The following is a 12105-nucleotide window of genomic DNA, read 5'->3' as shown; positions in this document are numbered from 1 at the left end:
TTTAAATTCTGTGCTATAATCTTTTTTCATAGTAGTATCCTTTATTTATTTTCTATATCAAAATATTATAACAAGGATACTGCTTTTTTTATACTAAAAAATGTCCAATATCTCATACTCCTAAACAAATCATTATTTTAATATATATTGATATTTTATTTAAATGATTTATTATTAATGCAAAATTTATTTTAGGATTTTTTATGGATAATATATTGACACTATTAAAAGATTTAACTAATGCATTCGGACCATCAGGTTTTGAAGATGATGTAATAAATGTCATAAGAGAAAAAGCAAATTTTATAGATAGTGAAAGAGATTCTATTAATAATTTGTATTTAGGTTTAGAAAAAATTGATAAAACTAAACCAATAGTAGGATTAGACTGTCATATAGATGAGCTTGGATTTATGATAGAACATATAAATGATAATGGCACATTATCTTTTATACCTCTTGGAGGTTGGCATATACCAAACATTGTATCAAATTCTGTAGTAATAAAATCATCAAGCGGAGAACTTGTTAAAGGAGTCATAGGTTCAAAGCCTCCTCATTTTATGACTGATGAAGATAGAAAAAAATTGCCTACATTAAAAGATATGTATATTGATGTTGGTACTAGAAGCAAAAAAGAGACAGAAGATATATTTGGAATATGCATAGGGGATCCTGTTGTACCTGATGTTGATTTCAGATATGATGATAGAACTAAAAGTTTTTGTGCTAAGGCTATAGATAACAGAGTTGGTGCTGTATGTGTGATAGAAACATTAAAAGCATTAAAAGATGAGAAATTAAATGTTAATTTAGTTGGTATGATGACATCACAAGAGGAAGTTGGAGCAAGAGGAGCTTCTGTTGCTGCCAACAAAGTAAAGCCTGATTTAGTTATAGTGTTTGAAGGTGCTCCTGCCGATGATACTTTTTATTATGGAGATAGAGCACACGGAGCTATTGGAAGGGGGGCTCAGTTTAGAGTAATAGACGGCGGTATGATTACAAACCCTAAATTAAATAAATATACTATAAATATAGCAAAACAAAACAATATAGCACACCAAGTAATAGTACGTGAAAAAGGCTCTACTAATGGTGCTATATATCATAAAACTAATTTAGGAAGTCCTAGCGTTGTTTTAGGTGTAGCTACAAGATATGCTCATAGTCATTACTGTTATGCTTCTTATGATGATGTAGTTGCTTCTATAGAGATAGCTAAAGCATTAATAAAAACTTTAGATAAAAACAAAATAAAAGAGTTTTAAAATTATATTTAAAAATATATTATAGAGAATTATTTGTTCAATAAATTGTTTATAGTTTAATAGTTTTAATCATTTTATTGAAATTAATTCTCTATATAAAACTGTTACTATAATGCTATTTATAATATATTAATTTATTATATTTATCTATATTTGATACACTTTTTATACTAATATTTTTTAATTCACTATATTCTTTTATAAAATATTTTTTTAATAATCTTTTATTTTCTATGAACATAGTTTTTATTTTTTTATCTTGCTTTTTTATATAATACTCTATCTTTAAAGCAATATTGACATTCTCAACAGTCCAAGCCGATAAGATTTTTAATGGTTTATGTGCTTTAGTGTATTTTGCCCCTTTGCCTTTACTATGCTTTATAAATCTCTCTTTTAAATTGTTTGTTGTACCAGTATAATAACTCCCATCTTCGCATAGAAGCATATAAACATAATAGAAATCATTTTCCATTTTTTATATCTCTTATAATATCATCAACGTCAACATATATATCATTATTATATTTTTTAAAAATACCGCATACATTATTATAATCTTCTATTGTATCTACCGTAGTCCTTAATTCAGGCATTCTAAAACTCTCTTCAACTTTTGGATTTTCTATTTTAAATTTATTTGGGTTTCTATAATGATACTGAGTAATATGCTCATGTTCAAAAATGTCATTAGAATTATCATTAGCATATTTTAAAGCCTCATAATTAATAACTTCCACACCGCTGCCATAGGGAAGCAAATCATAATGACTTAAATCTGCTTTTGTTTTTATATGATATTCTATTATAGAATCTAATGCTTTTACACTCACCAATGGATTATCGCCAGTAGCACGCACTATAATATCTCCATTAAATTTTTCTGCTGCTTTCACATATCTATCTAAAACATCTTCCTCGCTTCCTACAAAATAATTGCACTCAAGATTTTCAAATATTTTGCTAAACTCATTATAAGATTTCTCCTCTGTAGCAACTATAACATCATTAGCCATTTTCGAACTTCTTAGCCTTTTTATAATAAGCTCAAGCATAGAGTCGCAATTAGCCATAGGTTTTAACGCCTTTCTTGGAAGCCTTGTAGAGCCAACCCTTGAAGCAAGTATAATAATTATCTTTTTCATTTTTTATTCCTCTTATAAATTAAATAATTACACATCTATAAAAGAGTATCTATTAGAATCATTAATATTATTTATAATAGCTAATAAATTATTATCACTATCAACTAAAGCTAAATATTTATTTTTTATATTTATATTTTCTATTAATTTTGTATTTCCAGAGAGTATTTGCTTTATATCTTTTTCATCTTCTATGAGTAATTTATCAAGGTTTCTAAACATATCAAAAAAAGAAATTATGTTATCAGCATTTACACTTTCTAAATTAATAGACTTATCAATATTATAATCACCAATAGAACTTCTTATTAAATCTTTTGTGTATGCCAAATTATTAGTAAGTTTTCCAATATCTCTCACTATTGCCCTAATATAAGTCCCCTTACTCACAGAAGTTTTAATTGTAAAATAAGGATAATTATATTCTAATAACTCCATACTATTTATAAAAACATTCACACTCTTTAATTGAAACTCTTTATTTTCTCTAGCTAAATCATAAGCCCTTTTACCATCAATTTTTTTAGCACTATAAATAGGAGGCTTTTGCAAAATATTTCCTAAAAAATTATTCTTTATTAATGTTTCTAATTCATTAAAACTTAATATATTTTTGTTTTTTGATTTTTCTAAAACTTTCCCATCTATATCATCAGTATACCTGCTCTCTCCAAAAACTCCTCTTGCAATATACTCTTTATATAATTCATCAAACAAAAAAAATAATTTAGTATATCTTCCCAAAGCAATTATTAAAACACCAGAAGCAAAAGGGTCAAGTGTGCCAACATGACCTATTCTTTTTTCTTTTAATATAGGTTTTAATTTTCTTATAACATCAAAAGAAGTAATGCCTTTGGGTTTATTTACTATTATAAATCCTTTCATAAATATTTACACTCAACAACAAAAAATTTAAGTAACTATTATCTGTAGGGAATTAAAATATATATTAATAATATTAGCTGATGTGTTTGGAATATCACTATATTTTTTACTTGATATATCATTTCTTATAGAAAGCACCAAATCTGAAATAGTATTCATATTATGTCTTAAGGCCTCTATTTGTTTAGCAGACAATCCCAATAACTGAATATTACTTCTATCGAATTCTTTTAATGCATTTTTCACAGAAGAATCCAAAAGCTGATAAACTACTAAAAGCCTATTTTCTTCTGTTTCTGTGAGAACTGTACTATTAAGTCCGTATATCTTTGAAAGCTCATTCATTCTATTTGCTGTTTTATATATAGCGTTAATATTATCTACAAACCAATTAATATTATTTCTCTTTCTCATATCTGATAATACATATTTAATATCATGCAGTATAGAATATCCTGCACTCTCATCTTCTCCGCTTGCTATATAATAATGCGAACGTATTAAAATATCTTGCAAACTATCAAAATCAGTTTTCCATTGAGGGTCTTCAGTATTAGCATTATAATATTTCTTTTTGAATGCATTCCAATCTATTATAAATCTTTCTATGCTCTCTTTTCTATTTTGATTATTAATATTAGCAGTATAAAGCAATGTCCTTATATAAGACTTATCAAGCAGTGCCATATCTTCAAGCAAAGTATTTTCTTTTTTACCGCAAGAGATTAATAACAATATAATAATTAAATATATTCTACTTTTCAATTAACTATTCCCGCTATTTTTTATTTATTGATTAATATATTAAAATAATGTAATATAAATTATGGAAAAAAACAAGATATATTTTTTAATATTATTACTAGCTATTATTTCATGCAAAAAAAATGATATAGAAAAAGGAATATTATATTCTACTGGATATAGTGATTTAAGCTATGAAGCAAGCAAAACAAAAGCAATAGAAAATATGTATTATTATATAGCCGAAAAAACAGCCCCTAGCATTAATAGAAACGATTATAATGTTGTAGGCGTATTTTTAAAAGATTCTAATATAATAGACTTTAATAATAAAGAGATAACAAAAATAAAAAATTATAAAAAAAATGATAATTATTATACAGATATAAAAGTGGAAGATGCTTCTATATATACAAACTCCTTACAAGCTTTAAGTAAAATAGTGAGAGAAGGAAAAATAGAAGGTAATATCTTTAGGGCAAATGCCTCTATACAATTAACAGAAAATGCAAAACTAAGTCCATATACAAGGCAAATGCTTACACAAAATGCTTTAAAAAGAGCTTACGAATCTCTGTATTATATGTTATTAAAAGAAGGAATAGAAGTTAATAAGGTTGTAGAATTAACTAATAATGCTTATATTTCAGAAGAAAGCTATAGTGAAAATGAATATAATGTTGTAATAGAAACAGAAATAAATTAGTAATTATTGATTTTTTATATATATACAATTATAATTATTAGAAACGGATAATATAAAATGAATAATGTTATAAATGGAATCTTTGGAGCTACTTCTTTGCTTAATGTTGCTATGATACTGTGCTGGATAGCTTTATTATTATGTTCTCTAGTAGCCCTAACAGCAATAGTTGATAGATTTATTTATTTTAACAAAGTAAAGGCACAAGATGATGCTCTAGCCCCAAAGCTTCATACTCTTATAAAAGATAATGATATAAAAACAGCAATAGCATTATGTGAAACAAGTAATTCTCCATTATCAAACATAGTATTAGAAGGTTTAAAAAATATAGAAATAATAAAAGAATCAATTATAATGCAATCTAATAAAGAGCTTCCAAAATTGGAGAGATTTATTTCAACACTCTCTACAATATCAACAGTAGCACCACTATTAGGACTTCTAGGAACAATACTTGGTATGATACAATCTTTCGGAGTAATGGCTTCTGTTGGAAGCGGTAACCCTATAGCCCTTGCAAGCGGTATAGCAAATGCTCTTCTCACAACTGCAGCTGGTCTTGTTATAGCAATACCTACAGTTGTTTTTTATAACTATTTTGTAAATGCTCTAAACTCAAGAATAAGTTTTATGGAAAATGTTTCTAATGAGATTTCAGATTATTTAAGCAAGAAAGATAAATAATTTTATATATAGATAAACAACTATATTTTCTCATAGTTTTTTCTTCAACTTTTTCCCGCCGCAAAAAGTTGTAAAAAATGCAAATGATTTAATTTTGTACGCTATAGATATATATAAAATATAAGATAATGCCTATATTTTTGTTAAAAATGAAGTTCTTTTGCTTCTTTTATTAATATAGAAGAAGTATAGCTTTGCCCAACAAATAAAAAACATAAAAATATTTTTAACAAACTTAAAAATTCTTATATACTTGAACAAAACTATTGAAAATTATTTTCTTTTAGCGTCATTAAGTCCCATCAAATCACGTACTTCATAAAGAGTTTTTTCAGCAACTAAAGAAGCATTTTTTGCCCCCTCTTTAAGAACATCATAAACATAATCTAAATCATTAGAATATTTATTTATATTCTCTCTTATAGGAGCTAATTCTTTGTTTATATTTGCAGCGAGCATTCTCTTACATTGTACGCATCCTATAGAAGCGTTTTTACAACCTTCGCAAATCTCTTTTTTCTCTTCTTCACTTGAGAAAATTTTATGATAAGAATAAACATTACAAATATCTGGATTACCCTTATCTGTTTTTAATTTTCTATTAGTGTCTGTCATAGCTTTTTGCATTATTAGTTTTTCTGTTTCTTCTGCTGTAAGCGATAAAGCAATATGGTTATTTAATGACTTACTCATTTTATTTACGCCGTCAAGACCCAATATTCTTAAAACCTTACCATGATAAGTGTCTGGCTCTTTAAAATATTCTCCAAATCTATTATTAAACTTTCTTACTATCATTCTTGTAAGCTCAACATGCTGTTCTTGGTCTTCACCAACAGGCACTATATCAGGGTGATAAAGTAAAATATCTGCCGCCATTAATGACGGATATGTAAGTAAAGCTGCATTAATATTTTCAACATTCTTTCTTGATTTATCTTTATACTGTGTCATTCTTTCTAATTCTGCTACAGGAATAATAGAGTTAAATATCCAAGCAAGTTCAGTATGAGCTCTTACATCCGACTGCACAAATATAGAACATTTTTTTGGGTCAAGTCCTGAAGCTAAATATTCTACAGCAGCATTAATTATTCTTTTTTGCATCTCTTTTACATCATATTCTATAGTAATAGCATGATAATCAACTATACAAAAAAAGCCATAATACTCATCAAGTATATCAGCCCAATTCTTTAAAGCTCCAAGATAATTACCTATATGAAGTGAACCTGTAGGCTGTATTCCGCTTAACATTATTTTTTTATTCATAGCCATAACTCCAAATATTAATTATTAATCATCAATTATTCTGCCTTTATATTAGCAACCAAAACACCATTTTGATTTTCTAATTCCGAAGCATTTATATAAAATAACCTCTTATCTTCTGTTTCAACCAATAAAGTTTTATTTAAAGGATTTAAATCCTTTATAGAAGCAGGAGTACTATTAAATATTAATTTAGTTCCTACTTTAGGTAAATCCTTTTTAAGAGCACAATAAGCCTTATATTCATGAGCCAAACAACACATAAGCCTTCCGCATTGTCCTGATATTTTAATTGTATTCAAAAGCATACTCTGCTCTTTTGCCATTTTTATAGTAATAGTTTCAAACTTACCGTTTTTTACCCTACAGCATAATTCTCTGCCGCATATTCCGCATCCGCCTATAGCCCTTGCCTCATCTCTAACTCCAATCTGTCTTAATTCTATACGTGTCTTAAAATGAGCTGCTAAATCTTTTACAAGCTCTCTAAAATCAATTCTCTCCTCTGCTATAAACTCAAATAACAGCTTTGCTCTATCCAAAAAATAATAAGAGCTAATAAGCTTCAAATCTAAATTATGATTATTAACTTTCTCCTTACAAATCCTAAAAGCCTCCACAGCATCTTCTTTATTTTTACTATGCTGCTTCAAATCCTCTTCTGTTGCCTTTCTTAATATATTAAATATTTTATTTTTTTTAGGTTTTACTATATGAGCCTCATCGTCAACCATATCTTTCATCTCTTCAGATATCTCTTCGTCAGCAGCATTATCTTCAGACATATTTTCTTGACTGCTATCTTCTACACTACTATTGTTAAATGCTTCCATATCTATATCTTCAAAATTAACAATATATCCTAACTCAATCCCCTCATCAGTTTCTACAATACAAGCATCTTTTATATTTATGTTTTCTATATGTGCATGTTCAAACTTACCAAAATTGGAATCTCTGAACTTTACATGAGCTACATTTTTTACCATATATAAACCTCTATTTTGTATTTTACAATCAAAAATAAATTCTCAAATATTTTATTTTTAAGTTAATATAATTGCAAGTATTATTTTATTTATAAGTATTATACTTTTTTACACAACAAAATCAATTTTTTATTTTTTAATATAAATATTTTAGATTAAAATATATTTTATTATCTGCAAATATTAATAACAATTTTTATATAACACACTAATGAAAATTGACACTTCTTGTAAGTACAACACTCTTATCATCAAAATCAGTAACCTCAGCCCTGAAAACATATTTGCCTCTTTTAGGTATAAAAGTCCCCCCCCTATAATAATGAGAATCTACCCCATAAACATCTTCAAATCTATAATTTGGTGATATATAATAAACATTATTCTGCTTGATAAAATAAGTAAAATCATAATCTCTAAGCAACTCATCATTCATATATATTTTTACTCTTTTAAGTCCCATAGGAATACTTCCAAGCAAATCATAAGCCTTAACAAATAATCTTATCTCATCATTATACCTTATAGTCATATTATCTTTTATTTGTATTAATCTGCTATCTGTTCTTAAATATATACCATGTATGAGAGGCGATTGCTCAGAGCCTTTATTCATATCAAGATAAGCAAGAGGGTCTATAACTAATCCCTTTCTCATATCCTCTATTGTAAGATGTAAATGAGCCCCCCCAGAACGGCCTGTGTTGCCTGTTAAAGCAAGAATATCATTTTCTGTAACCTTAGCATAATTTTTCTCTATGCTTCCATTATCTATATGATAATAATAACTTCTAATACCTTCAGAATGCTCTACTATTAAAGTATTGCCTACTCCATATACTGGTCTTGTAGGGTCTTCATCAAAATCAGAATAATGCACTATTTCCCCATCTGCTATCGGGTATATAGGCATTCTGTTTCCTCCAAAATCCACACCATTATGAAAATGGTCTGTTCTAAACTCACCAAATGTGCTTGTTATTCTAATCTTATTTTCATCAATAGGAATCCTCGCAAAAACCATTGCTTGAATAAATAAAATAAATAATAAACTTTTTTTTATCATAACTTCACTCTCTTATAAGCATATATCATTTTATCGCTTACTATCATATATTCATTATACTCTGTAGATATATCAACATAATAAACCCAAGCATCTATACTTTTTTCAAATATCACCTCTTCAAGTTTATTGTCATATATAAGCACCTCACTATTTCCAGATTTAGATACACTCATTATAGTGGAATTAGTTTCTGCATTAAGCTTCATATTAACAGCATTAAGCATATTGTATTTTTCTATGTTTATTCTATTAATTTCTTTTCCGTTATTTAGAGAATATATTATAATATCTCTATCTGCAAGCATAAAAGCACGCATAGATTTTTCACTCACATAGGAAGATACATGCTTTCTTCTATTTAGAGTAGTATCTAAATACCATAATGATTTACCTTTAGAATCATACAAAGTTATATACTCTGGTCTAATACCGCTAATAGATAAAGCAAAACTTCCATACTCGCTTAAAGCAACAGATTTTACTATATTTATTTCGCTGAGTATTGTAGATATACTAAAATCCATTTTGCCGTTTCTGTTTATATACGCTATATCACCGCTGGAAAAACCAGATATATAATCTCCCGTATATGAAGCAAAAGCACCATCTGTGATAATTTCTCCATATTGTATATGTTTGCTCAAAGGGTTATTATCATAATCAAACATCTGCACTTTTGAATTATCGCTGGAATGATAAATACTCCTATTAGCATAAGGTGAAATCTCTGGATATACAGAAGTATTAGTACGCCATAAAATCTCCCCGCTGCTGTTGTAGCATTCTATAACATTGCCGTATCTTTTATACTTGATAAAATGTTCATTGTTTAACGAAGCTAATTCACCAAGAGATAAATTAGTATAATAAAAAGTTTTACCTTTAGAATCAAAATAATGAATTATCCCTTCAGGCTTTGAAAAGAAATTATGCTTAAAAACACCTTCTATGTTATAGTTATTATCATTAACAGGGTCTAATGTAGAAGATACTTCTTTATTCCATATATTGATTATATTATATTCTTCATTAAGCCTATTAGTTCCAAATATAAATATAAACAATAAAACTAAAATAAAAGCACTTATTAAAGTTAAATATCTAATAACAAAAGGTTCGGCATTATGTATGTTTTTTACATCTATAGTTTTAAAATCGCTCATTAAAAAATTATTTTATCTCCGTAAGCACTTTTACATTAAATTTTGTAGGTTTATCTAATATACTTAAAGGGTCAAAAGTCATATTACCTGCTCTCATCTCCCAATGACAATGTGGTCCCGTAGACATTCCAGTAGAACCTATAAGCCCAATAATCTCACCTTTTTTAACATACTGCCCCTCTTTAGCTATAAGTTTAGACATGTGAAAATAACTACTGTAAACACCCTGTCCATGGTCTATAACAACGCAATTACCCCTTACAAATAATTCCCTAGAAACTCTAACAACTCCATTATTAGCGGCAATTATTGGTGTGCCGTTAGTATTAGCAATATCAAAGCCTTGATGATATCTAGCATAATCTTTTGTATATCCTCTAAAAGCACCAAAAGCAGAAGAATATCTTCCTTGTGCTGGCATTATATAAACGCTGTCTGCATAATTTGTTGGAGTATAGCTTATATAAATTTTACCATTAAGAAGCTCTCTTTCTTCCTTAGATTTCTGAGGGTTACTTATAATATTTTTCATAGTTGTTGTTACACCTTGTATTTGTTTAGGTTTTGGAGGCGGCGGCGTAAAATCTAAATCAATATCTAAAGCCACTGTAGCTATAGTTTTATCTTTAAGCTCAACATTTGATTGAAATTGATATTTTTTATCTTGAGAGCCAACATATATTCCAAACACACTCTTATAAACTTTTATATTATCGCTTGCATCTTCTAATTCAAAAAATTTTACTATAGGTCTTGCACTTCCCATAAGTTTTGCATTTTTTATTTTCACATCATCTTTTGAAGTTACATAAATAGTAGAAACTTTACCAGCATAAAATGGATAAGGATCAACATAAACTTTTAAATCTTTGTCATAATTTTTAAAATCATTAATAGAATTAAATTGGCTTGTTTTAGTGTAATAAACCCCATTAATTAAATTAATATCTCCTCCGTCATTTATAGCAAGAGATGTATTGTCTGATATATAATAATATTTATTTTTTATTTTTATTTCAGCAAAAGCATTTTTTGAAGTTTTAATAGTGTCTCCATCATAAACTTTATTGCTAAAGCTAGTATTTTTACCATCTCTCAAAACTTCTATCTTTCCAGCGTATTTCAAATCATATTGAGAGTATAATGATAAAGACAATAAAAAAACAAAAAATATTATATAATTTTTCATAAATATTAAACCTCTAAAAAATATTATATCTTATAACTGTCAAGCTGCAAAAGATGTTCTTTTATATCTTTATTAGAAGGAGCCATTTCAAATGCTTTAGTAAGATAATTTTTAGCATTAATAATATCTTTCTTTTTAAAATAAGCCCAACCCAAAGAATCTAAATATGCAGGATTAGAAGGGTCTTTATGTAGTGCTTTTTTTATCTCTTCTATTCCTTCATCTATATTAATATCACTATCAACCAATATAAAACCTAATGAGTTTCTAGCATTTGGACTTTCTTCATCTAAAGCAAGAGCCTTTCTTAAATACTCTATAGCTTTTCTTGCATTTTTTTTCTTATAATAAACATATCCAAGCACAGAATAAATTTGAGTATTTTCTATATCATAAGATAAAGCATCAAGAAGTTCAAACTCAGCTAAATCATACATCTCTCTAATAGCATATATATATCCTACTATAACATGTGCCTGCATTATTCTAAGAGGATTATCAAGCCTTCTTAAAATCTTATCAAAAACTTCAAGTGTATGGTCATAATCTTGCATCTGGGCATAAGATAAAGCAAGATGGTATCCAGATTCTACATCATTGTTCTCAGAGAATATTTTTTCCAAAGAATCTATTGCCTCTTTATAGTTCTCATTTCTAAATAACTTTATACCCTCTTCTAATTCTATTTTTCCAGAACCTATACTCATATACACTCCTAATATTTTGTTATCATATTATTTTATATTTAAATAAAAAAATCTCAATATATTTACAAAAAAAGTTTGTTTAGTCTAATTAGTTTATTTCTTATTTAGTAAACAATATATATAAATAAGTTAATTATAATAAATTATTTGGGGCTGGCCCAGATAACTTAAATTTGTTAAAATTTAAGTATGAAACGCAGTAAATTAAGTGAAGAAAAACAATTAAAATTAATAGAGCATTTTGTAGCAGGAACTACAGCAAGGACTGCCTCAGC

At 27.5% G+C, this 12105-nt stretch carries 13 protein-coding genes and 1 pseudogene; 4 read left to right on the top strand and 10 right to left on the bottom strand.

The features are described 5' to 3' along the window. The first annotated feature begins 203 nt into the window (after positions 1-203). Positions 204-1271: a M42 family metallopeptidase gene (locus tag EPJ72_RS03420; protein WP_147730849.1), complete on the top strand. Its 1068-nt coding sequence runs from the start codon at positions 204-206 to the stop codon at positions 1269-1271. A 115-nt stretch (positions 1272-1386) separates the two neighbouring features. Here the strand turns inward: EPJ72_RS03420 and EPJ72_RS03415 are convergent, their stop codons facing one another. From EPJ72_RS03415 to EPJ72_RS03400, 4 genes are read right to left on the bottom strand one after another with little or no spacing between them, the layout of a single operon-like run. Beyond that, the gene (locus tag EPJ72_RS03415; protein ID WP_147730848.1) at positions 1387-1746 is read right to left on the bottom strand and encodes a GIY-YIG nuclease family protein; all 360 of its coding nucleotides are present in this window, start codon (positions 1744-1746) and stop codon (positions 1387-1389) included. Further along, a complete protein-coding gene (locus EPJ72_RS03410) occupies positions 1736-2416 on the bottom strand; it encodes a cytidylyltransferase domain-containing protein (protein ID WP_147730847.1) in 681 nt (226 codons plus the stop codon). Before EPJ72_RS03410 ends, EPJ72_RS03415 begins: the two co-directional genes overlap by 11 nt. A gap of 27 nt (positions 2417-2443) precedes the next feature. After that, a complete protein-coding gene (gene truB, locus EPJ72_RS03405; protein ID WP_147730846.1) occupies positions 2444-3304 on the bottom strand; it encodes a tRNA pseudouridine(55) synthase TruB in 861 nt (286 codons plus the stop codon). Positions 3305-3331: 27 nt separating this feature from the next. Next, entirely contained in the window at positions 3332-4069 is a 738-nt protein-coding gene (locus EPJ72_RS03400) for a hypothetical protein (protein ID WP_147730845.1), read from the bottom strand. A 61-nt stretch (positions 4070-4130) separates the two neighbouring features. On the opposite strand from EPJ72_RS03400, the gene EPJ72_RS03395 reads away from it, so the two are divergent. Both EPJ72_RS03395 and EPJ72_RS03390 read left to right on the top strand, forming a co-directional pair. Continuing rightward, positions 4131-4754, top strand: a complete 624-nt coding sequence (locus tag EPJ72_RS03395; protein WP_147730844.1) for a hypothetical protein — start codon at positions 4131-4133, stop codon at positions 4752-4754. A 57-nt stretch (positions 4755-4811) separates the two neighbouring features. After that, positions 4812-5441: a MotA/TolQ/ExbB proton channel family protein gene (locus EPJ72_RS03390; protein WP_147730843.1), complete on the top strand. Its 630-nt coding sequence runs from the start codon at positions 4812-4814 to the stop codon at positions 5439-5441. 273 nt (positions 5442-5714) lie between these two features. Here EPJ72_RS03390 and trpS read toward each other — a convergent pair whose 3' ends face one another. The 6 genes from trpS to EPJ72_RS03355 form a co-directional block, all read right to left on the bottom strand. Then, positions 5715-6719: a tryptophan--tRNA ligase gene (trpS, locus tag EPJ72_RS03380; RefSeq protein WP_147730842.1), complete on the bottom strand. Its 1005-nt coding sequence runs from the start codon at positions 6717-6719 to the stop codon at positions 5715-5717. Between the two features lie 29 nt (positions 6720-6748). Next, positions 6749-7702, bottom strand: coding sequence for a PSP1 domain-containing protein (locus EPJ72_RS03375; protein WP_147730841.1), 954 nt, complete (start codon positions 7700-7702; stop codon positions 6749-6751). 208 nt (positions 7703-7910) lie between these two features. Then, positions 7911-8768 carry a M23 family metallopeptidase gene (locus EPJ72_RS03370; RefSeq protein ID WP_147730840.1) on the bottom strand — a complete coding sequence of 286 codons (858 nt, stop codon included), beginning with the start codon at positions 8766-8768 and terminating at the stop codon, positions 7911-7913. Continuing rightward, the gene (locus EPJ72_RS03365; protein WP_147730839.1) at positions 8765-9934 is read right to left on the bottom strand and encodes a hypothetical protein; all 1170 of its coding nucleotides are present in this window, start codon (positions 9932-9934) and stop codon (positions 8765-8767) included. Before EPJ72_RS03365 ends, EPJ72_RS03370 begins: the two co-directional genes overlap by 4 nt. Positions 9935-9941: 7 nt before the next feature. Continuing rightward, complete coding sequence (locus EPJ72_RS03360) at positions 9942-11123, bottom strand: M23 family metallopeptidase (protein WP_147730838.1); 1182 nt, start codon at positions 11121-11123, stop codon at positions 9942-9944. Positions 11124-11146: 23 nt separating this feature from the next. Further along, positions 11147-11830: a tetratricopeptide repeat protein gene (locus tag EPJ72_RS03355; RefSeq protein WP_147730837.1), complete on the bottom strand. Its 684-nt coding sequence runs from the start codon at positions 11828-11830 to the stop codon at positions 11147-11149. Positions 11831-12019: 189 nt separating this feature from the next. On the opposite strand from EPJ72_RS03355, the pseudogene EPJ72_RS03350 reads away from it, so the two are divergent. Then, positions 12020-12105, top strand: a pseudogene (locus tag EPJ72_RS03350) (IS1595 family transposase); the annotation flags it as partial.

Source organism: Brachyspira pilosicoli (genome assembly GCF_008016535.1).
Lineage (GTDB): Bacteria > Spirochaetota > Brachyspiria > Brachyspirales > Brachyspiraceae > Brachyspira > Brachyspira pilosicoli_A.
This window is presented reverse-complemented; position numbering and strand designations above follow the sequence as displayed.

Excerpts from the sequence above, each read along its gene's own strand:
- EPJ72_RS03395 (WP_147730844.1), top strand. The coding sequence starts at position 4,131 with ATGGAAAAAAACAAGATATATTTTTTAATATTATTACTAGCTATTATT.
- trpS (WP_147730842.1), bottom strand. The coding sequence starts at position 6,719 with ATGGCTATGAATAAAAAAATAATGTTAAGCGGAATACAGCCTACAGGT.
- EPJ72_RS03390 (WP_147730843.1), top strand. The coding sequence starts at position 4,812 with ATGAATAATGTTATAAATGGAATCTTTGGAGCTACTTCTTTGCTTAAT.
- EPJ72_RS03360 (WP_147730838.1), bottom strand. The coding sequence starts at position 11,123 with ATGAAAAATTATATAATATTTTTTGTTTTTTTATTGTCTTTATCATTA.
- EPJ72_RS03420 (WP_147730849.1), top strand. The coding sequence starts at position 204 with ATGGATAATATATTGACACTATTAAAAGATTTAACTAATGCATTCGGA.
- EPJ72_RS03355 (WP_147730837.1), bottom strand. The coding sequence starts at position 11,830 with ATGAGTATAGGTTCTGGAAAAATAGAATTAGAAGAGGGTATAAAGTTA.
- EPJ72_RS03375 (WP_147730841.1), bottom strand. The coding sequence starts at position 7,702 with ATGGTAAAAAATGTAGCTCATGTAAAGTTCAGAGATTCCAATTTTGGT.
- EPJ72_RS03370 (WP_147730840.1), bottom strand. The coding sequence starts at position 8,768 with ATGATAAAAAAAAGTTTATTATTTATTTTATTTATTCAAGCAATGGTT.
- EPJ72_RS03410 (WP_147730847.1), bottom strand. The coding sequence starts at position 2,416 with ATGAAAAAGATAATTATTATACTTGCTTCAAGGGTTGGCTCTACAAGG.
- EPJ72_RS03415 (WP_147730848.1), bottom strand. The coding sequence starts at position 1,746 with ATGGAAAATGATTTCTATTATGTTTATATGCTTCTATGCGAAGATGGG.
- truB (WP_147730846.1), bottom strand. The coding sequence starts at position 3,304 with ATGAAAGGATTTATAATAGTAAATAAACCCAAAGGCATTACTTCTTTT.
- EPJ72_RS03365 (WP_147730839.1), bottom strand. The coding sequence starts at position 9,934 with ATGAGCGATTTTAAAACTATAGATGTAAAAAACATACATAATGCCGAA.